Annotated in this window: 18 protein-coding genes and 1 tRNA gene; 5 read left to right on the top strand and 14 right to left on the bottom strand. The window is 60.2% G+C overall.

Annotation, left to right across the window (positions count from 1 at the left end):
- Position 1: 1 nt before the first annotated feature.
- Positions 2-1,291 (bottom strand): Hsp70 family protein, encoded by a 1,290-nt coding sequence (locus IG616_RS12645; RefSeq protein WP_192148530.1) that lies wholly within the window; start codon positions 1,289-1,291, stop codon positions 2-4.
- Positions 1,292-1,519: 228 nt separating this feature from the next.
- On the opposite strand from IG616_RS12645, the gene IG616_RS12640 reads away from it, so the two are divergent.
- Entirely contained in the window at positions 1,520-2,038 is a 519-nt protein-coding gene (locus tag IG616_RS12640; protein WP_192148529.1) for a glycine cleavage system transcriptional repressor, read from the top strand.
- A 54-nt stretch (positions 2,039-2,092) separates the two neighbouring features.
- Here IG616_RS12640 and adhP read toward each other — a convergent pair whose 3' ends face one another.
- The 3 genes from adhP to IG616_RS12625 all read right to left on the bottom strand — a co-directional run bounded on the left by adhP (position 2,093) and on the right by IG616_RS12625 (position 4,846).
- Entirely contained in the window at positions 2,093-3,112 is a 1,020-nt protein-coding gene (gene adhP, locus IG616_RS12635) for an alcohol dehydrogenase AdhP (RefSeq protein ID WP_192148528.1), read from the bottom strand.
- A gap of 131 nt (positions 3,113-3,243) precedes the next feature.
- Positions 3,244-4,317 carry a serine hydrolase domain-containing protein gene (locus tag IG616_RS12630; RefSeq protein ID WP_192148527.1) on the bottom strand — a complete coding sequence of 358 codons (1,074 nt, stop codon included), beginning with the start codon at positions 4,315-4,317 and terminating at the stop codon, positions 3,244-3,246.
- Positions 4,318-4,756: 439 nt separating this feature from the next.
- Positions 4,757-4,846, bottom strand: a tRNA-Ser gene (locus IG616_RS12625).
- Positions 4,847-5,162: 316 nt separating this feature from the next.
- On the opposite strand from IG616_RS12625, the gene IG616_RS12620 reads away from it, so the two are divergent.
- The 3 genes from IG616_RS12620 to pabB all read left to right on the top strand — a co-directional run bounded on the left by IG616_RS12620 (position 5,163) and on the right by pabB (position 8,305).
- On the top strand, positions 5,163-5,489 hold the full coding sequence (locus IG616_RS12620; RefSeq protein ID WP_192148526.1) for a hypothetical protein: 327 nt from the start codon (positions 5,163-5,165) through the stop codon (positions 5,487-5,489).
- A gap of 201 nt (positions 5,490-5,690) precedes the next feature.
- Complete coding sequence (gene msrA, locus IG616_RS12615; protein WP_192148525.1) at positions 5,691-6,335, top strand: peptide-methionine (S)-S-oxide reductase MsrA; 645 nt, start codon at positions 5,691-5,693, stop codon at positions 6,333-6,335.
- Positions 6,336-6,517: 182 nt separating this feature from the next.
- Positions 6,518-8,305, top strand: coding sequence for an aminodeoxychorismate synthase component I (pabB, locus tag IG616_RS12610; RefSeq protein ID WP_192148524.1), 1,788 nt, complete (start codon positions 6,518-6,520; stop codon positions 8,303-8,305).
- A 6-nt stretch (positions 8,306-8,311) separates the two neighbouring features.
- Here pabB and IG616_RS12605 read toward each other — a convergent pair.
- From IG616_RS12605 to lepA, 10 genes are all read right to left on the bottom strand, one after another.
- A protein-coding gene (locus tag IG616_RS12605) for an IS630 family transposase (RefSeq protein WP_192148523.1) occupies positions 8,312-9,260 on the bottom strand; the annotation gives its coding sequence in 2 pieces (ribosomal slippage) (positions 8,312-8,923 and positions 8,925-9,260; 948 coding nt in all).
- Positions 9,261-9,350: 90 nt separating this feature from the next.
- The gene (locus IG616_RS12600) at positions 9,351-9,995 is read right to left on the bottom strand and encodes a nucleotidyltransferase family protein (RefSeq protein ID WP_192148522.1); all 645 of its coding nucleotides are present in this window, start codon (positions 9,993-9,995) and stop codon (positions 9,351-9,353) included.
- A gap of 98 nt (positions 9,996-10,093) precedes the next feature.
- On the bottom strand, positions 10,094-12,511 hold the full coding sequence (gene pheT / locus IG616_RS12595) for a phenylalanine--tRNA ligase subunit beta (RefSeq protein WP_192148521.1): 2,418 nt from the start codon (positions 12,509-12,511) through the stop codon (positions 10,094-10,096).
- A 68-nt stretch (positions 12,512-12,579) separates the two neighbouring features.
- Positions 12,580-13,287, bottom strand: a complete 708-nt coding sequence (locus IG616_RS12590; RefSeq protein ID WP_192148520.1) for a phenylalanyl-tRNA synthetase subunit alpha — start codon at positions 13,285-13,287, stop codon at positions 12,580-12,582.
- A 39-nt stretch (positions 13,288-13,326) separates the two neighbouring features.
- Positions 13,327-14,409, bottom strand: coding sequence for a phenylalanine--tRNA ligase subunit alpha (gene pheS / locus IG616_RS12585; RefSeq protein ID WP_192148519.1), 1,083 nt, complete (start codon positions 14,407-14,409; stop codon positions 13,327-13,329).
- Positions 14,410-14,749: 340 nt separating this feature from the next.
- Entirely contained in the window at positions 14,750-15,328 is a 579-nt protein-coding gene (locus IG616_RS12580; RefSeq protein WP_192148518.1) for a hypothetical protein, read from the bottom strand.
- A gap of 170 nt (positions 15,329-15,498) precedes the next feature.
- A complete protein-coding gene (locus tag IG616_RS12575) occupies positions 15,499-15,753 on the bottom strand; it encodes a DUF1344 domain-containing protein (protein ID WP_192148517.1) in 255 nt (84 codons plus the stop codon).
- Between the two features lie 252 nt (positions 15,754-16,005).
- On the bottom strand, positions 16,006-16,902 hold the full coding sequence (locus IG616_RS12570; RefSeq protein ID WP_192148516.1) for a LysR substrate-binding domain-containing protein: 897 nt from the start codon (positions 16,900-16,902) through the stop codon (positions 16,006-16,008).
- Positions 16,903-17,144: 242 nt separating this feature from the next.
- Positions 17,145-17,723 (bottom strand): PhnA domain-containing protein, encoded by a 579-nt coding sequence (locus IG616_RS12565; RefSeq protein ID WP_192148515.1) that lies wholly within the window; start codon positions 17,721-17,723, stop codon positions 17,145-17,147.
- Positions 17,724-17,808: 85 nt separating this feature from the next.
- Entirely contained in the window at positions 17,809-19,614 is a 1,806-nt protein-coding gene (lepA, locus tag IG616_RS12560; protein WP_192148514.1) for a translation elongation factor 4, read from the bottom strand.
- A gap of 196 nt (positions 19,615-19,810) precedes the next feature.
- Between lepA and IG616_RS12555 the strand changes: the two genes are divergently transcribed.
- Positions 19,811-20,881, top strand: a complete 1,071-nt coding sequence (locus IG616_RS12555) for an acyltransferase family protein (protein ID WP_192148513.1) — start codon at positions 19,811-19,813, stop codon at positions 20,879-20,881.
- Positions 20,882-20,903 lie beyond the last annotated feature (22 nt).

Raw genomic sequence — 20,903 nt, 5'->3', positions numbered from 1 at the left:
GTCAGCCGACGGCCCAGGCTGCAGCGTCCTCGCGGGCGCCAATGACGGCAAGGCCGGTGGCGATTGAGGACATTTCTTCGCCGCTGGCCAGCTTTTCCTGCCCGAAGCGGCTGGCGAACATGCGCCGGACTGCCGGCACGAAAGACGTCCCGCCTGTCAGGAACACCTGATCAATATCCCCATCGGCGAGACCGGCATCTGCGAGCGTCGCATCAAGGGCCGTATTCATCCGGTTCAGGTCTTCCGAAATCCAGCTCTCGAAATCATCGCGTGCTATCGTCACCGCGAAGTCCTTGCCAAGCGGTTCGAAGCGCAGTTCCGCGCTGTCTTCGCTGGACAGAAGCGCCTTGGCATCGGACACGCTCTTGTAGAGTGGATAGCCCTGGTCTTCTTCCACCAGTTCGATGAACAGTTCGATCTTCTCCGGCTCGTCGCACCAGCGCAGCAGCTTCTTCATCTCTCGGTAGTCGTCGGACGTCTTGAAAACCGACAGGAGGTGCCAGCGGGCGAAATTGGAAAAGAGGTTTGGCGGCATCTCGAGCTGTTTGCCCATGCTGCGATAGGTGCTGCCCTTGCCAAGCTCCGGCAGGATCACGTTGTCGATGATCCGGTAGTCGAAAGTGTCTCCGGCGATGCCAACACCGCCACGGCCCAGCGGCGTCGCATTGACATGGCCTCCGTCGACAGAGAAACGCATGAGGGAATAATCCGTGGTGCCGCCGCCAAAGTCGGCGACCAGCACGGTGGCATCACTCTTCAGGCGCTGGGCGAAGGAAAAGGCCGCTGCTACGGGTTCATAGACGAAGAGAATCTCTCCGAAGCCTAGCCGGGACAGCGCTGTCCGGTAGCGGGCCATGGCCAGAACTTCGTCCGGCGCGCCGCCCGCAAAAATAACCGGCCGCCCGACGACAAGCCGTGCGCCATCCGGGTTCAGCGGAACAGTCAGATGGTCGAGGGCCTTGGAGATCAGCGTCTCCATCAGCGCTTCGAAATCAAACGGGCGGCCGAAGACACCGGTTCCCTTGAACTGGCGGCTGGCAACGAATGTCTTCAGAGACTGGATGAAACGCACGTCGCCAGCGTGCTCAATAAACTGCCGGATGGCCCAGGGCCCGACTTCCGGCTCCGGTGCGCGGGATGCGCCGCCGTCCAGAAAGCTCAGCACCGTTGCGATCCCCTTAAGGATGTCCGGCTCGCTGCCGAACGCGAGCGTGGCGGAATTGCCCTGGCCAAGGCTCTGCGCCATCACCGTATTGGATGTGCCGAAGTCGAGACCATAAGCGAGGGACATGGGCGAATCTTTCTGATGCACGCAGCTCGGGAAAACTGCCGCGTGGCCGGACGTGCGGAGCGAAAACGAACGAGGGGCGCTTCTTAACGGCCAAGGACAGACGGCGCAAGAGCTGCCAGCGTCACAATTTTGCACCGCAAAGGTCTCGGGGTATGGTTGTTTTCATCCGTGGAAGGTGCGCGCCTGAAAACCCGCAACCTGCTCCCGGGCATGCTAAGGAGACCTCAAATGCCCAGCCATCTGGTGTTTACTGTCATCGCCAAGGACCGTCCGGGACTGGTGGAACGCCTCGCAGAGGCGATTGCGGACGCGGGAGGCAACTGGGTTGAAAGCTCTATGGCCCGGCTCGGCGGCGAGTTTGCGGGCATTGTCAGCGTTGATATTGAGGAAGAGGCTATTGGCGATCTTCATCAGAAGTTCGACGTGCTGCTTAAAGACGGTGTCGCAATCACCCTGAGGTCGGATAAGTCGCGTCCGGAGCCCGCGAAGGGAGCTGCAGCGCATCTTGATCTGATTTCACAGGATCATCCCGGCATTCTGCGCCGGATCACAAGGGTTCTGCGCGAGCATGGCGTCAGCATCGAGCACCTGGAAACTGAAGTGGTTCCAGGCTCCATGTCCGGCGAGATGCTGTTCAAGGCTTCCGCCGACTTGCGTCTGCCCGAAGGTCTCAGCCCTGCCGCTCTGTCTGAATTTGTCCAGGAAACGGCCGCCGACATGATGGCGGATGTGAACCTGATTGACTGACAAAAAACTCCGGCCCCTGTGCCGGGGGCCGGAGCCGGGTTTGGAGATGCGGCGTCAGAGTGTCATGACAACGCGGCCATCAATGGCCCCATTACGCATCTTGTCGAAGATGGCATTGATGTTGTCGAGGCTGTCTTCGCTGTAATGCGAGGCGACCTTGCCTTCGGCGGCGAACTGCAGCGCTTCCACCAGATCGTTGCGCGTACCAACGATCGACCCGCGAATTGTCTTGCGCATCAGAACCGTGTCGAAAATTGGCATCGGAAAGTCTCCCGGCGGCAGGCCTACAAGCGCCATGGTGCCGCCACGGCCCAGCATGGCGTGGCCTTGGGAGAAGGACTTGGGGGAAACCGCCGTCACCAAGACACCATTGGCGCCGCCAAGCTTGGCCAGTTCTGCCACGGGGTCTGTTGTCGCGGCATTGATGGTCAGATCCGCTCCGAGGGACTTCGCCAGCTCCAGCTTGCTGTCTGCGATGTCAACCGCGACCACATGCCGGCCCATGGCCTTGGCATATTGAACTGCCAGGTGACCGAGACCGCCAACACCTGCAATGACGACTGTGTCGCCCGGCTTGGTATCGGTTTCCTTCAGGCCCTTGTAGACAGTTACGCCCGCGCACAAGATCGGAGCTGCCGGTGAGAACGCCAGTCCGTCCGGCAGATGGCCGACATAGTCCGGATCGGCCAGAACATATTCGGCAAACCCGCCATTGACGCTGTAACCGGTGTTTTGCTGATCGGCGCAAAGCGTTTCCCAGCCGCCCACACAGTGGCGGCAATGGCCGCAGGCGGTGTGGAGCCAGGGAACGCCGACACGGTCGCCTTCCTTGACGCTGGTAACGCCCTCACCAACCTCGCAGACAAAACCGACGCCCTCATGGCCCGGAATGAAGGGAGGTTCCGGCTTGACCGGCCAGTCCCCTTCTGCGGCGTGAAGATCGGTGTGGCAGACGCCGCAGGCTTCGATCTTGACGACGATCTTGCCCCTGGTGGCCTTCGGGCGTTTGACTGAAGAGATGTCGAGCGGTTTGCCAAAGGCTCGCACGACGGCTGCTTTCATTTCGCTGGACATTGTCCGCTCCTGAAATTTCGCACTGCAAACACTGCCATATCAACCCGTGCGGGTAGACGGAGCAATACGCAATAGACCTTAAAAGAGCCGGGATTCTGACTGCTTATGCAGCATTAGTTCTGCTGCGGTCGTCACAAGGTTTCGAGCAAGGCGAGCGCCGTTGCCTCGGCGCCCTTCTGTCCGGACACACTGACGGCTGCGAAGGCCTGGCGGGTCGTGTCATAAACGATCACGGTCTTGAGCCCCGCGCCTCCACCGCTGTGGCCGATGAGGAGCGGGCCGTCCTGAAGGGGATAAGCCATCACGCCGAGACCATAGTACATAGGCTGACCGAACATCGGATAGAGGTCCTGGAAGGCCGTCCTCAAAGCCGCAGGAGAGATGAGGCGGGCTTCCAGCAGCGCTTGCCAGAAAACCAGCATTTCGGACGCCGGCCCAACAATTCCGCCCGCTGGTCCTGCCTTGCGGGGATCCGCCGCAATTTCGCCTGCCCCGGGCGCCTGGGGCGGAACCACGTCATCAAGCGTGTCGCTTTCGCTGGTAACACGGGTTCGGGTGAGGTGAAGCGGCTTCAGGATCCGTTCCGAAATCACCTGTGTGTAGGGCGGTCCCTCAACGCGGGAAAGCACTGCTCCCAGAAGAGAATAGTTGGAGTTCGAATAACGCCAGTTCTCGCCCGGACAAAACATTGCCCCGTGACGCTTCAGTATGCTGATTTCCTCGGCCAAAGATAAAATGCGGGGGGCTTGTCTGTAGGCGCGGTCCTCATTCGCACTGAAAAGGCCGCTCGTGTGACTGAGCAGATGGCGGATGGTGATTGCGTTGCCGTTCGGAAGGTCTTCGATCCATATCGATACCGGATCGTCGAGTGAGATCTGGCCCCGGTCCACCAGCATGAGAATGGCTGTGGCGGTGAACGTCTTTCCTGCACTTGCCCATTGGGCGATCGCAGGAGCGCTTCGAGGCCTTGTGCTCTCCCACACGCCCTTGCCCGGAACACGCACTGCAGCGTTGATTGCGCTTGCGCCAGAGCGTCGCATGGCCTCGTCCAGAACAGAGTCCAGCCGCTTCGCGGCAGGAGCCGGTAACGGCGGCGCTGACAAGGGGTGCCGCTTGAGAGGAAGCGCAATACGGGACGCGAGCTTGGGCTGCCCCCGGTAGGCGCGTTGGGTGTCACAGAGCGTAGGGGCGTAGCCGCTGTTCATTTCTGCAAAGGGGACACAGGACGTAAGGCCTGCGGTAAAAATGGTGCCGCAAAAGGCACGGCGGGACAGTGCTCGGCACGGCAACATTTCTAATCCCGCTCCCGTGTATTACAGGTCCTGTCATCCCCATCGCTGCAAAGGCGGCCAAACGCCAGGCGGCCGGCTTGATCATATCAAACGTCTGCAGCCTATGCAGCGTTGCAGAGCGCTGTCTTTGCACCCGGTAAATCTGGCATAAGTTGGGCGGGATCCATGCCGGTGTATTGAAACGGAAAGTGCAGGCTGACACGCAAGCTCGGAAGTGTTGAAACGCCGCGGAACGTCTGCCACAAACCGAGTACTTAGAGCATGGTGAAAGTTGTAGAGGAGGAGCGAGGACAAAGTCCTAATCCAGAACTATCCGCTCAAATAGCCAAAGTCTGGCGCGCAAAAAGAAAAATGGCGGACAGAGAGGGATTCGAACCCTCGATACGGTTGCCCGTATACACGCGTTCCAGGCGTGCGCCTTCAACCACTCGGCCACCTGTCCGTTCGAAGCAGCGTCAAGCGCCGCCTGCAAGTCGCGCAATATACTGACGAAACGCGTAAGCGCAAGCTGCCTTTAAAGTTTTTTATTTTCCTGTCTATCCCTGTGGATTGTTGAGCGCGCAGGCGCTTCTCCGGATGCACAAAAACTAACGGAAAAGAAGAAGTTGCCGTAAGGGAATTCTTTGGCTAGAGTTTTTCCATTGGGATGATGTCCGCAAAAAACGCGCAGCCGGAACCATTTAAGGACGGCTGAGTGTTTTGCTTGGTTGTGTTTTTATATGTCCCATTCGGTTCTGAGTTTGAGTGAGTGGCCGGGTATGATTGCGTTGATCAAATTTTTGCTCCGCTTCGCGGGGACCGTTCTTTTCGCGATGGCACTGGTCGCGATGGTGTCTGACGGAACAAAATCGATCGCGCGGTCGGAAGTCGTGGTGACGTCCGTACGGCAGATCTGGGAGGGTGTCTCTGTCCAAGGGCCCGAAACGGTAAAGGAAAGCGTGACCACTTCCGTCGATCCGGAAGTGTGGGATGTTGCGGTCGAGCCTGTTTTGTCCTGGCCGCTCTGGCTGGTTGCTCTTCTTGCCGGGTCTGCGACGCTTTGGCTTGGAAGCCGCAGACGGGCACGCCAGCCACGCTACTTCTGATCAGGCCCCACTTGGTTCTCAAGTCTGAAACACGGCTGCGTGTGCGGGGCTTGCGGGCGCGCGGTTTGAGCGCCATCTTGGAACTTGATCCATTGCGGTCTGCTCCGCCCAGCCATCTTGGTCATCCACCTTGGCAACTCGCGGTGTCTGTCCATGCGGGGCGGATGTTGAAGCTGACCGCGTGAGCGCAAGGAACCGATCATGTCTTTCATGACCATGCTGTCAAAGAAGTTTTCTCTGCCAACGCCGGAAGAGGCGCTGCCTGGGCGCGCCGAAGCCATCGTTCCTTCCGCCCCCCACTATGTGAACGGACGCTCTATCGTACCGCCCTTCCCGGAAGGGTTTAAAACCCTGCAAGTGGGCATGGGATGTTTCTGGGGGGCTGAGCGCCTGTTCTGGCAGCTGCCGGGCGTCTGGGTGACGGCCGTTGGCTATGCCGGTGGCCACACCCCGAATCCGACCTACAATGAAACCTGCACCGGAAGGACCGGCCACACGGAGATTGTGCTGGTTGTCTATGATCCCGCAAAGATCACGCTTGAAACGCTGTTGAAGGTGTTCTGGGAAAATCATGACCCGACCCAAGGCATGCGCCAGGGCAATGACACAGGCACACAGTACCGCTCCGCCATCTATGCCGGGCCTGAGGATCTGGAGGCTGTCGAAGTATCGAAGTCTGCCTATCAGCAGGCCTTACGTGAGGCCGGTGTCACCCGGTCGATCACGACGGAAATCCGCACGGACGAGACCTTCTATTACGCTGAAGACTATCATCAGCAATACCTGGCGAAAAACCCGAACGGCTATTGCGGTATCCGGGGCACGGGCGTGTCCTGCAGCCTCTGATCGCGGCAGGATTGCAACTGGTATAGCGGGGCTTTCCGGCCTTGACGGAAGGCCTTGAAGATTTCCGTGCGGCAGGCAGAGGAAGCTTTGCCGCATGGTCTTGACCCTGAGGCAATGGAATGCAAAGAGCGCTGCAAGCCTGCGGGCATGACAGCCTTTGACCCTTGCCCGAGTTTCCGACATTGCCGAATTCTCCGCTCCCTGCCGGCTCAGTTTTACTGCTTGATCTGCTGCAGAAGAAAAAGGCGCTGCTGTTTCGCGGGGCCAGGCGGGAGATTTCCTGCCGGGAGCTTGGCGAGGTTCCAGATTTCCTGAACCAGGTTGAAGCAGCAAGGGGGCAGGGTGCTCACCTTGCGGGGTTCCTTGCCTATGAGCTGGGCTTTGCCTTCGAGCCGAAGCTGCGCGAGCGCTGGCAGCGGACGGGCGATCTGCTCGGTTGGTTCGGTGTTTATGAGGCGCCGGAGACACTGAGCCTGAGCGAGGCGGAAGATCTGCTGGCCGCCGCCGCGGGTGGCAGAGCCTCTGGTCTTGGCGCTCCGGAATTCGACGTGACTTCCGACCAGTATGGCGGTGCCTTTGCGAAGGTTCGTGACCATCTCGCAAAGGGTGATATATTTCAGGTCAATCTGACCATCCGTGCAAGCCTTCGCCATGAAGGCTCTCCTGAAGCGGCTTTCCTGCGGCTGATGCGCAACCAGCCGGTTGCCCACGCGGCCTTTTTGCATCTTGAGGACCGGGCGGTCCTGTCCCTGTCGCCGGAACTGTTTCTGGAACGGGAAGGCAAGCGGTTGCGCACCAGGCCGATGAAAGGAACCGCGCCGCGCGGGCTGGATGAGATGGACGACGCACGCATCGCCCGGGAACTGGCCAGCGACCCGAAACAGCGCGCCGAGAACACGATGATCGTGGATCTGATGCGCAATGATCTGTCGCGCATTTCAGTGCCTGGCAGCGTTCAAGTGACGAAGCTCTGCGACGTGGAGCGTTACCAGAGCCTTCACCAGATGACCTCGACCGTTGAGGCCGAGCTGGAGCCAGAGACGGATTTCCCGCGCATCATCGAGAACTTGTTTCCCTGCGGATCGATCACGGGCGCGCCGAAACTGAGCGCCATGCTGATCGCCAATCAGCTGGAGACAAGTCCGCGCGGTGTCTACACCGGGTCCATCGGCCATATCGAACCCTCAGGCGACTTTGCCTTCAACGTGGCGATCCGGACGCTGGATATGCGCAAGGACGGCAGGTGCATTGCAGGCACCGGATCCGGCGTGGTTTTCGACTCTGGCGCCGGGCCGGAATACGACGAATGCAAACTCAAACTAAGTTTCATTAGCCGGGAAACAAAATCCTTTGAACTGCTGGAAACTTTGGCCTGGACCCCGGATGAGGGTTTCTTGCTCCTGGAACGCCATCTGGAACGGCTCGCGTCGTCGGCGCGCTATTTTGCCTATGAGTTCGACCAGGACGCACTTTGCTCCGAGCTGAAGCGGTTGGCGGACAACTGGTCCGGTCCGCTGCGGGTTCGTGTGCTCGTTGGCAGAGACGGTGTGTTTGGCATTACGGCTGCGCTGCTTGCGCCTGCCGGTGGCAACAAGGTTTGGCACGTGCGGATTGCATCCCAGCGCACCCGCAGCGATGACGTCTTTCTCTATCACAAGACCACGAACCGGGCCTTCTATGACGAGACCCGCCAGCAGATGGCGTCGGAAACTGGATGTGACGAAGTTCTCTTTGAGAACGAAGCTGGCTTCCTGACCGAGGGCAGCTTCACGAGTTTGTTTGTCGCATCAAAGGGGCGGCTGCTGACGCCGGGGCTGCGTCATGGTCTCCTGCCCGGCACATTCCGGGCGGGGCTTCTGGAACAGAGCATTGCGGTGGAAGCGGACCTCCGGCGCGAGGATCTCATCGGCGCCAAGGTCTTTGCCGGCAACTCCGTCCGTGGGCTGATCCCAGTGATGGTGACGTTCTAGAGCGTTTCATGTTTTGACGGCAGCATATCCAGCGTTTGCGAGATAGTTTGCACATTCGTTTGGCTTGATGGATGCGACAAGGGTGCCGATGTGGCGCCATGTGTCCTCGATGCTTCTCTTCTGGGCCTGTCGCATCCAGTGCTTGATCTTCGAGAAGGCCTGCTCGATCGGATTGAGGTCGGGCGAGTAGGGTGGCAGAAAGCGAAGCGTGGCACCGGCGGCCTTGATGGCGTCGCGCACCGCTGCGGACTTGTGGCTGCCGAGATTGTCCATGATGACGATGTCGCCAGCCTTGAGGGCGGGCACGAGCTGTTGCTCGACATAGGCGGCGAAGCAACGGCCGTTGATGGGTCCGTCGAAGACGCAAGGGGCGGCAAGGCGGTCGCAGCGCAAGGCGCCGAGGAAGGTCAGCGTGCGCCAGTGGCCGTGCGGGGCGAAGCCTCTGAGCCGTTTGCCTTTCCGCCCCCAGCCGCGCAGCGGCGCCATGTTGGTCTTGATCCAGGTTTCGTCGATGAAGACAAGGCGGGCAGGATCAAGCCGGGTTTGCCGGACCTTCCAGTGACGACGCCTGCGCGCGACGTCCGCGCGCGCCTGTTCAAGGGCGAACAGCGTTTTTTTTGAAGCGCAGGCCCTCGCGGCGCAGGAACGTCCACACCGTATTGTGCGAGATCTTCACCCCGCGTGCCGCCAGTTCGTCCTTCAACCGGTGCAAGGTGAGGTCTGGCGTCTGCTCGATCCGTTCCACGATGAAGGCGCGATGCGGCTCCAGAACGGGTTTGCGGTGGCCGCCGGTCTTGCCCGGTGCGACCGAACCTGTCACCCGATGCCGCTGCGACCACTTCACGACGGAAGACACCGAAACACCGAAGCGCGCCGCCACAGAACGGCAGGCCGCCCCGGCAGAAACCGCGGCAACCACACGCTCACGAAGATCATTAGAAAGAGGTCGGGTCATCAGATGCTGGCCTCCTCACCAGACAGCATCTTGAATCACAATTCGCTGAAAACAGGAATCCCCAAAGATTCAATCAAGAGAGGAAACGCTCTAGCCGGCCTTTTCGTTCCACGGTTCAATCGTCAACTCAGGCCAGAGCGCCAGCATTCTCGCGCCCTTCTCCTCATAGGTCCTCCGGTTCGGCACCACATAGTTCGGGACGAGCCGCAGACCGAATACATTGGCCAGCCCAAAGGGCGCGGCGATCTCGATCTCATCACCTGCGACAATGCGGGCGGCGATGGAATGGGTCTTGGACGCGTAGTTGCAAAGGGATTCTGTCGAGCAGGACAAGGGCGGATAATCGGAACCGAAGCGCTGCTTGTACCAGAGGTGAACGCGGGCCTGATTGCGCACTTCGACTTCCGCCTCCACATGCGCCAGCCGGTCCTGAACCTTCCGAATGACAACGTCTTCGGCTTCATAGCTCAGGTCCTGGCCGTCAAAATAAATGACGTCATAGTCCTTGATGCCATAGCCGAAGGGCCTGTCCGTTAGGTGGTTCCAGAGGTTCTGGTAAAGCCCGCCCGAGACAAGCCAGGCGTCGGGAAGCTCAAGCTCCCGGAGGGCGGTCAGAATGTCGAGCAGGACGGGAGAGTGCCGGATTAAGCTGCAAAGGGCTGCTTTGCGGTCGTCCTCGGACGTGCGGTAAGGATCGGCAAGTGCATCCGCGCTCCAGTCAAGATCATCGTGCATGCCACTCTCCCTGAAGCTCACAGTGAACCCTGACTAGCAGATTCGGGCCGGGGAGAGAGGCCCTTCCCGCGCGAGCGGGAAGGGGAGTACCGAAGTGCTTAGCTGCGAAGCGTGCCGCCGGTTGCTTTTTCGACCGAGGCAATCACCTTCTTTGCGACAGCATCGATTTCCTCGTCCGTGAGGGTCTTCTGGCGCGGCTGCAAGGTGATGTCGATGGCGACAGACTTGCTGTCTTCCGCAACGCCCTTGCCTTCATAGATGTCGAAGAGGTTCACATCCGTGATCAGGCTCTTGTCTGCCCCACGGGCAGCCTTCAGCAGGGTTTCCGCGGCAACGTCCTTCTTCACCACGAAGGCGAAGTCGCGGCGGACCGGCATCAGGCCGGAGGCGTCGAGCGCGCCCTTGGAGCGGGTTGCCTTGCCCTTCGGCTGGGGCAGGTTGTCCGGGAAGATTTCGAACGCGACAACCGGTCCTTCGATATCGAGAAGGGCGAGAGTGCGCGGATGGATCTCACCGAACACGGCGAGCGTGTTCTTCGGGCCGAGCTTCAGCGCGCCGGAGCGGCCCGGGTGGAAGTAGTCCGGGGCATCCCGGTAGACCTGCAGCTTGTCGACAGGTGCCCCAATGGCGGCCAGAACGGCTTCCGCATCGGCCTTGGCATCGAAGACGTCCACGGCAGCGGAGGAACCAGACCAGTGGCGGGCAGCGCCCTGGAGCTTGGCCGTGCCCCGGCGGACGCCGGCAGCGGCCATGGACTGATCCTCAGGTGCATCGCCCGCGAAGATCTGCCCGATCTCGAACAAGGCAACATCCGGGAAGCCGCGGTCGGCATTGCGCTGAGCTGCAGCCAGGAGGCCCGGCAGCAGGCTCGGCCGCATGTCCGAAAGGTCTGCGGAAATCGGGTTGGCAAGCGCCAGTTCCGGCTTGCCACCGCCGAAGGCTTCAGCCGTCGCCTTGGCAATGAAGGACCAGGTAATCGCTTCGTTCAGTCCGCGGGAGGCAAGAGCGCGGCGGGCACGGTTGCGGCGGATCTGACCAAGGGTCAGAACCCGGCCACTGATCGAGCTGGTGCGCGGCAGCGGTGTGGAGACCACCCGGTCCAGACCGATGATACGGACCACTTCTTCGACCAGATCGGCCTTGCCTTCGATGTCGGGACGCCAGCTCGGAGCGGCAACCTTGACGACATCACCGGAGCCGGACAGCCAGAAGCCGAGAGCCTTAAGGGTTACGTTGATTTCGGCCACAGACACATCAATGCCGGACAGACGCTTCACTTCCGCATAGGGGAAGTCGATGATGTTGGTCGCATCCGGCAGGTCTCCCGCCACTTCCAGCTCAGAAGCCTCGCCGCCGCACAGGTCCAGGACCATGCGGGTCGCCATTTCAAGGCCAGGCTGCATGAAGTCCGGATCCACACCGCGCTCGAAACGGTAGCGGGCGTCCGTGTTGACGCCCAGCTTGCGGCCTGTTGCGGCAATTCCGTTCTCATCCCACAGAGCGGATTCGATCAGCACATCAGTGGTCGTTTCTGTGCAGCCGGAGTGCTCGCCGCCCAGAATGCCGCCTAGGCTTTCAATGCCGTTGTCATCGGAAATGACACAGATGCTCGGGTCGAGCTGATAGCTCTTGCCGTTCAGACCGTCGATGCTTTCACCTTCGGCAGCCCGGCGGACAACCAGGTTACCGGCGACCTTGGCAGCGTCGAAGACGTGCAGCGGGCGGCCCTGGTCGAAGGTCATGTAGTTGGTGATGTCCACCAGCGTGTTGATCGGGCGCAGGCCGATGGCGCGCAGGCGGTCCTGCATCCACTTCGGCGAAGGGCCGTTCTTGACCCCCTTGACGAGACGCAGGCCGAAAGCCTTGCACAGCGGATGGGTGTCGCCGAAAGCGAACTCGACCTTGGTGGGGCAGGGGTAGCTGCCGCGGACCGGATCAGTCTTGCGGTCCTTCAGCGTGCCGAGACCGGCAGCGGCCAGATCGCGGGCAATGCCATAAACACCGGTGCAGTCCGGACGGTTCGGGGTCAGGCCGATTTCGATGACCGGATCATCAAGGCCCATCCATTTGGCATAGCTCATGCCGACCGGTGCATCTTCCGGCAGATCGATGATCCCATTGTGCTCGTCGGAGAGTTCCAGTTCGCGCTCGGAGCACATCATGCCGAAGCTCTCGACATCGCGGATCTTGCCGACAGAGAGGGTGACATCCAGGCCAGGGACGTAGTCGCCCGGCTTGCCGAGCACACCCACCAGACCGGTGCGGGCGTTCGGCGCACCGCAGACGACCTGGATCGGATCGCCTTCACCAGTATCGACCTTGAGGACGCGCAGGCGGTCGGCGTTCGGGTGCTGAACGGCTTCGATCACCCGGGCGATCTTGAACGGCGCGAGACGGGCAGCCGGATCGGAGACTTCTTCAACTTCCAGGCCGATCATCGTCAGTTTTTCGGCGATCTGCTCCAGGGTTGCGTCGGTCTCAAGGTGTTCCTTCAACCAGGACAGTGTGAATTTCATCGGTTTGCTCTTTATCTCGGGTCAACGGCCCTCAGGCCGGAAAATCTCGTATCTGCGAAGAAGGCTGATCAATCGGCCTTGAAGCGGCTGAACTCGGGCAGCGGAGACGCCGCGCCGTAGTTGTTCGCAAAGCGCTCGCCAATGTGGCCCAGCTCACGGGTCCACTCGGTGACCATCTCCGGAGTGATGCTCTTGCCTGTCGCGATCACCTGAGCCGATTCCGCCTCAATCCGGTCCCGCAACATGCCAAGCTCCACCTGGGCGGCATATTCCGCGCGGTATTTGCCAAGCCAGCCAAGTGACATGGTCACGATCACCACAAGCAGGGCCGCTGAGGATGCAAGGCTTGCCCATTTGCCAAGGCCCTGTATGCGCTTTTCGCTGGCCACCAGAACGATCGAAACGATCGTCAGGAACGCCACGATCGCCACGGCGGACAGGAAGCTGTTGTACTTCTCCGTCGCAGCGGCTTCGTGGGACGCCCTGAGACCGGTGATCCGGTCTCTCAGATAGAGCAGCGCATCAGCCTGCGGTCCCAGCTTCTCCTGGAAGTAGGTGTCGCAGAAGCGCAGACGGCCACGGCTTTCGATCTTCTCTGCGCAGGCCTCCAGAAAGGAGGTCGGGGTCGAGACGCGATCCGAGGAGGTCTTCGCCGGTGTGTTGACCTGGGAGCTGTCCTGCGAGCTTTCCTGCGACTGGGCGCTGGCGGGAAACGCCAGGCTCAGGCAGAGGACAACAGCGGCAAGGCAGGTAAAAAGGCGGCTGATCAGGGGCATGTGAAACCGGTGCCTTCTCAACGAAACGGAACGGACGGATTAGCTCGACATGCCGCCGAACAGGGTCGGCAGGTCAAGAGGACGGAAGCCATAGTGCTGGATCCAGCGCACATCCGCGTCGAAGAAGGCGCGAAGATCGGCCATGCCGTATTTCAGCATGGCGATGCGGTCGATGCCCATGCCCCAGGCGAAGCCCTGATAGACGTCCGGATCAAGTCCGCAATTGCGGATCACATTCGGATGGACCATGCCGCAGCCGAGGATTTCCAGCCAGTCGTTGCCTTCGCCGATCTTCACTTCGCCACCGGAACGGTCGCACTGGACGTCCACTTCCATGGAGGGCTCGGTGAAGGGGAAGAAGGACGGGCGGAAGCGCATCTTGATATTGTCGACTTCAAAGAACGCCTTGCAGAACTCTTCCAGAACCCACTTCAGATTCCCGAAATGTGCGCCCTTGTCGATCACCAGGCCTTCGACCTGATGGAACATCGGCGTGTGGGTCTGGTCGCTGTCACAGCGGTAGGTGCGGCCCGGAATGATCACGCGGATCGGCGGTTCCTGATTGCGCATAGTGCGGATCTGGACCGGAGACGTATGCGTACGGAGCAGCAGGCGCTCGCCGTTTTCCTTCGGGTTGAAGAAGAACGTGTCGTGCATCTCGCGCGCCGGGTGGCCTTCGGGGAAGTTCAGCGCGGTGAAGTTCAGCTCGTCCGTTTCGATATCCGGACCTTCGGCGATAGAAAAGCCCATGTCGGCGAAGATCGCGGTTAGTTCATCGATCACCTGGCTGACCGGATGGATGCGGCCGGTCTCCAGCGGGCTGCTGCGCAGCGGCAGGGTCACGTCGACGCTTTCGCTGGCCAGACGTGCCTCAAGAGCGGCTTCGGCCAGCACTTCCTTGCGGGCGGCAAGGGCATCGGTGACTTTGGCCTTCAGGCCGTTCAGGGCCGGGCCCATGGTCTTGCGCTCTTCGGGGCTCATGCCGCCGAGGGTCTTCATCAGTTCGGAAAGGCTGCCCTTCTTGCCAAGCGCGGCAACGCGGACATCTTCCAGCGCGGCTTCGGTGTCTGCGCTCTCAATGGCGGCCAGGATTTCGGTTTCGAGAGTGGTCAGGTCGGACATGGGTCCTCGATCGGATTGCACGATGGGTCCTCAAGCGAAGAGCCGCCATTGGACGTTCGGAAAAAGTTGATGGTCTTTTAGCAGATATGCCGGATCTTGCCACATTCCGCGCAAGGATTTGCGCAGGTTCACGTCAGGATCGGCGGAAGGTGAGGTCTCAGAGACTAAATCGGCCGCAGGCAGGACCATGCCCAGGCAGCAAGCGCAGATAACCGCGCGCAATAAAAGCGCTTCTGCGTGGCTGCGAAGAGTGGGGCCGGGTGGTCATGATGATGCACCATACAGCAGCCGGCGCCCAGAACAAGATCTCAAAGGTCACTGCTATACGAAACCGGTGCAGTTACCGGCTGAAGGTCAAAAGGCGCCGGGCCTTGCCCTTTCCTTGCTGCCCCTTGAACTCTCCAAAGGTCACGCCGTACATGATACTGGGACTGATCACGATCAGGTGGAGCTCGAAGTCGATGGTGCCGGCTTCTTCCTGGTAGGAACCTTCCGCATACAGGCGGGGGAAGGCACTTGGCTTGCAGCCGGTCAGAACCTCAATGTCCAGGTTTTCCAGCACATCCTTGCTTTCCAGCGGAGTGTCCTCCTGGAGATCGAAATTCAAATCACCCTTCTTGACGAAGGTGATGGGAAAGCTGCCTTGCATCTCTTGGGAGCTGATCATCATGGAGCCATCGGCCTTGGCCTCAATCGCGCCATCGGAGAGCTGTCCTGGAGGCAGGGGCATGGTCCGTCCCATCATGGTCAACGTGCCTGCGCCGTTCTTGACCGACCAGAAACCGTCGATCTGGCCGGGGATTTTGGCTTCCCAGCTGCCGGGCTCCAGGTTGCAGAAGGTCTTCGTGGCGGCCTTGGCGGGCAGCGCCACGGACAGGCAGACAAGTGAAGCTGAAACAGTGCGATAAAAAACTGACATCTGAATCCCTCTTTCAAGCGGAGGATCAGTTTAGATCAGTCTGAGGCGCTGGCCGTGATGCCGGTCACATTTGGGCCAGTTGGTTTTCTGGCGGTGAGCGGAATGAAAACGGCCCTGACGAGGTCGGGGCCGTTTTCGCTTGTCTCAGGAGCTGGAAAGGGGGCTGGGGGTTATTCCATCTTCACCTGAGAAGCATTGTTGGCGCCATTCTGCTTGTCGAAGGTGACGGCCACCTTGGCCCCCTGCTTGAGGCCCGGGTTCTTCCACTTGGCCGGCATGTGATAGACCGCTCCGTCACTCAGGGTGATGGTCCTGTGCTTCGCATCGATCGATTTCACAGTACCGGTAGCGGTCTGTGCTGCGAAAGCTGCGGAGGAAGTTGCAAGAACTGCGGCGGCAAGTGCCGGAACAATCAGACGACGCATGAGTGCGGTCCTTTCGAAGAAGGGGCCTGCGCCAGGCAAAGGCCCCTGCAATCTGCGGGCGATCCGGGACCGTCGCGTCGTGGTTTCTTTGAACCACCGGCGATCTCTCGTCCGCGGAGGCAATATGTGCCGGGGAAAACTGGCCCGCAAATTACAGAAAAATAATCTGCTGGATGAACCAGTTGCCCAAGTTCTGTCCGGATTTGAGCGGCTTGGGCGATTGCGGCAGGTCTGCGCCCATTCGCAGGCTGTTTAGGCAAGACCCGAGAGGGAGCAGGCCAGTTCCTCTTTCAGCCAGGCACTGAAGACCTTCATAGCTTTGGTGGGAGGGCTGTGTTTTCCGGAAATCAGCCAATAGGAAAACGGCGTCTGATAGCTGCCGGGAAAGGGGCGGACAATCTGGCCGACTTCCAGAGCGTGATAGGCGAGGGTTTCCCAGGCGAGAAAGACGCCTTGTCCGGCGATGGCGGCATCCAGGCACAGGGAGCCGTCCGAGAATGTGGGGCCCTTGCCGAGGATGCTCATGTCCAGCCCGTTGGGGGTGAGCCACTCGTTCCATGAAAACATCTGGCCCGGGTCCTTGATGATCGGAACATTGGCCAGGTCAGAGGGGGTTTTCAGCTGTTCGGCAATCGCCGGGCTGCAAACGGGGAACACCCGCTGGCTCCGCAGTTTTTCAGCGTTCACGCCCTTATAGGGGCCTTTCCCAACGCGGATGCATAGGTCTACGTCACTGGAATCGGGATCAACAAGGTCCACCCGTGCGTCCACGCGAACTCTGATGTCTGGATGAGCCTTGTTGAAGTCGCGCAGATGCCAGACCAGCCACTTGCCTGCAAAAACAGGTGCGACGGAAACGGTCAGTGCATCTTCCCGCCCCCGGCCAGTCATGGCGACGGCAGCTGAGAGCGCGGTCATGCCCGCAGTAAGCTGATGCAGGATCGGAGCTGCATTGCGGGTCGGGGTCAAGCCGCGGGGATGCCGGTCGAACAAGGGCATGCCAAGCTGAAGCTCGGTCTTCTGCACTTGCTGACTGACGGCTCCCGGCGTGACGCCAAGCTCTTCGGCTGCGGCTTTCAGGCTGCCGAGACGGGCGACGGCTTCCACGGCGCGCAGGCCAGCCAGATGAACGCGGTTGAGGTTCTGCATACAGAAAAACTAAACCAGATCGCAGAATAAGTCGATTTTTTCCGGAGTTCGGCTGTGTGATGGTTTAGCTATGATGAAGCTTATAGAAAATCTGCTGCAATGGCTGTGTGAGAATGTAACGCCTGACGACCTGCCGTCATCCTGCGATCCGCTGGCTCATCCAGCTATCCGCCGGATGAGCCTGAGGGAACAGGCGGATCTGCCGCTCGGGCATCCAGCCTTGTCCTGTCTTGGCCGTGAAATCAGGCCTTCTTGACGAATTCGGTCAGGATCACGATCCGCTGGTCGTTCACCCGTCCCTCGATCTGCGTGGCGTTGTCGTGAACCAGAGAGATATTGCGCACCGCTGTGCCGCGCTTGGCGGTGAAATTCGCGCCCTTGACCTTCAGATCCTTGATCAGCGTCACCGTATCGCCTGCTGACAGCACGGCGCCGTTGGTATCCTTGTGCACTATGGCGTCTTCGCCGCCTGCGGAAACCTGTCCGGCCTTGGCCCACTCGAGGGTTTCATCCTCAAGATAGATCATTTCGAGCAGTTCCTGGGCCCAGCTTTCTCCGGACTGCCGCTTGAGGAGCCGCCATGCGGAGACCTGCACGGCGGGAACCTGGCTCCAGGCGCTTTCATTCAGGCAAGACCAATGCGCGCCGTCGAGCGGTGCTTCGCCGGAAATCTGTGCGGCGCAGGTTTCGCAGACAAGAATTGCGTGATCCGCGTCGTCCGGCTTGTCCGGGCCCACGTGCAATGCGCTAAGGTTGTCTGCTGAACCGCAAAGCTCGCAGGTGCCGCCGGAGCGCTCCCGCAGAAGGGGTTCTAGGCTCATGGGGTCGCTCCTTTTGGTCTTCAAAATGGTTCCGCCGGCGGGGCCGGCGGAAAAATGCAGGTGCTATGCGCGGGTGACTGAGGGCTCAATCATCCATCTTGAGGGCCTGGATGAAGGCTTCCTGCGGAATCTCCACCTTGCCGAACTGGCGCATCTTCTTCTTACCGGCCTTCTGCTTTTCCAATAGCTTGCGCTTACGGGTCGCATCACCGCCGTAACATTTGGCGGTCACGTCCTTGCGCAGGGCCGAGATGGTTTCACGGGCGATCACCCGGCCGCCGATGGCCGCCTGGATCGGGATCTTGAACATGTGCCGCGGGATCAGCTCTTTCAGCTTTTCACACATGGCGCGGCCGCGGCGTTCTGCCTGGCTGCGGTGCACGAGAACGGACAATGCATCCACCGGTTCGTCATTGACGAGAATCGACATTTTCACGAGGTCGCCCTCGCGGTAGTCGGAAATCTGATAGTCGAAGGATGCGTAACCCTTGGAGATGGACTTCAGACGGTCATAGAAGTCGAAGACCACTTCGTTCAGCGGCAGGTCATAGGTGACCATGGCGCGGCTGCCGACGTAGTTCAGGTCGATCTGCAGACCACGGCGCTCCTGACAGAGCTTCAGGATGCCGCCGAGATATTCGTCCGGCGTCATGATGGTTGCGCGGATCCAGGGCTCGCGGATCTCCGCCACCTTAACAATGTCCGGCATGTCCGCCGGATTGTGCAGGTCGATCTCGGTGCCGTCGGTCAAGGTCATGCCGTAGACCACGGAAGGCGCTGTCGCGATCAAGTCGAGATTGAACTCGCGCCACAGACGCTCCTGAATGATTTCCAGGTGCAGCAAGCCAAGGAAGCCGCAGCGGAAGCCAAAGCCCAAAGCGGCCGAAGTTTCCATCTCGAAGGAGAAGCTGGCGTCGTTAAGGCGCAGCTTGCCCATGGCGGCGCGCAGGTCTTCAAAGTCGTTGGCATCCACAGGGAACAGGCCACAGAAAACGACCGGTTGGGCCGGCTTGAAGCCCGGCAGGGCTTCGGCGCAGGGCTTGCGGTCGTCGGTGATCGTATCCCCGACGCGGGTGTCAGCCACTTCCTTGATCGACGCGGTCAGAACGCCGATCTCTCCGCTCTTCAGCTCGTCCACCTGCAGGAACTTGGGCGTCATCACGCCGACGCGGTCGACATCATAGACAACGTCCGTGCCCATCATCTTGATGCGCTGGCCCTTCTTCAGGGTGCCATCGATGATGCGGACCAGAACCATCACGCCGAGATAGGTGTCGTACCAGCTGTCGACCAGCATGGCCTTCAGCGGGCCGTCCGGATCGCCGGTCGGCGCAGGAAGCTGCTTGACGATCGCTTCCAGAACCGTGTCGACGCCCAAGCCGGTCTTGGCGGAGATCATGCAGGCGTCCGCCGTGTCGATGCCGATCACGTCTTCGATCTGTTCCTTGATCCGGTCCGGCTCGGCCGCCGGAAGGTCGATCTTGTTCAGAACAGTGACGATGTCGTGGTTGTTATCGATGGCCTGATAGACGTTTGCCAGCGTCTGGGCTTCCACGCCCTGGCTGGCGTCCACGACAAGCAGAGAACCTTCGCACGCGGCCAGGGACCGGGAGACCTCATAGGCGAAGTCGACGTGGCCTGGGGTGTCGATCAGGTTCAGGATGTACTGCTGGCCATCCTGGGCATTGTAGATCAGTCGCACGGTCTGCGCCTTGATCGTGATGCCGCGCTCGCGCTCGATATCCATCGAGTCGAGAACCTGTGAGGTCATTTCGCGGTCCGTCAGTGTGCCCGTCATCTGGATCAGCCGGTCGGCAAGCGTCGACTTGCCGTGGTCGATGTGGGCCACGATGGAGAAATTGCGGATGTTGGAAATCTTCTGCGTCGTCATGGCGCTCGTTTACCACTGGCGGCGCAGAACGCAAAGGGATTTGGTGGGTTCCGGAGCACGAGGTGGCTGACTTATCCCTTGTTCTGGCTGATGAACGTCCGATAGAAAGGCGGCTTGTTGGCGGCGAGCGGAAATCCGGACCCTCAAGCCAGGTCCCGGTTTGCCCCGGGGCCGGATCTGACGTTGGGGAGGCGAGATGATCAAGCGATACGGTGATACGGACTTTGTCACGGGTCTGAGGGCCATTGCCGCCTGCATGGTAATTGCCATTCACACCGGCGCCTTTCGCGATCTTGGCTGGATCGGCGCCAATATCACGGACATGGGGCGCACCGGCGTCTACGCATTCTTCGTCATCGCTGGCTTCAGTGTGGCGGCCACCTTCCGGCAGGGGCAGGACTTCCCCGTCTATATCACACGCCGCTTTTTCCGCATCGCGCCGCTCTATTTTCTGGTGGTGATTGCCGCTTTCCTTTTCATCCGCCAAGGCGTGATTGAAACCCCTTCATGGGGTGAGCGGTTCGATACGCCCTATGATGCATATAATTTACTGATGCATCTGACATTCTTGAGTTTTCTTGACTACAGGATCGCCAATAGCATTCTCACTGTTGAGTGGACACTGCCAATCGAGGTCTTCTGGTACTTCGCGCTGCCTGGGGTCATTCTCTTTGCCAGAAGCTGGGTTTTGCTTGCCATCGCTTGCGCACTTGTCATGGCATTGTCCGAATTGACCTGGCCGGTCATCCGGTCGGTCGCGCCCGGAGCGGACAAGCTCGCAGCTCATTGGATGCCGACCCGCTACGGGTTCTATTTTGTGGCAGGCGTGGCCTGCTTCCGGTTCCGGAAATCCCGGTTGTTTGACAATGTCGCGCTGACTCGTGTGCTTCTGCTCGCTGGTGCAGGCCTGTTCGTTGTTGCGGTGGCCTTCTCGGTCGGCAACGGCCCCCTTCTTGTCGGGCTTTCAACCGCGATCGTCATCTGCGGTTACCGGATCAGCTCGCCAGCCTGGAAAAGCCTGCTGGAGAACCGGGTGCTCCTGTTCCTGGGAACGATAAGCTACGGCCTCTATTTGACTCATCCGCTTCTGATCGCGCTTTCCGTTTCACAGCTTGGCTGGCATCCGTCGGGTCTTTCCGGCTTTGCCGCCGCGCTGGCAACCTCGACGCTCGTATCCTGGATATTGTTCCTGGGCCTGGAGCGCCCGATCAACAATTACTTCCGGGATAGGAAAAGGACAGCTGCGCCGGTTATCTTAAAGCCGTAACCGGTTTCCGTGCCGCCCGGGA

It is taken from the genome of Roseibium litorale, assembly GCF_014842915.1.
Lineage (GTDB): Bacteria > Pseudomonadota > Alphaproteobacteria > Rhizobiales > Stappiaceae > Roseibium > Roseibium litorale.
The sequence above is the reverse complement of the archived record's forward strand: the minus strand, read 5'-3'. Positions and strand labels throughout refer to the sequence as shown.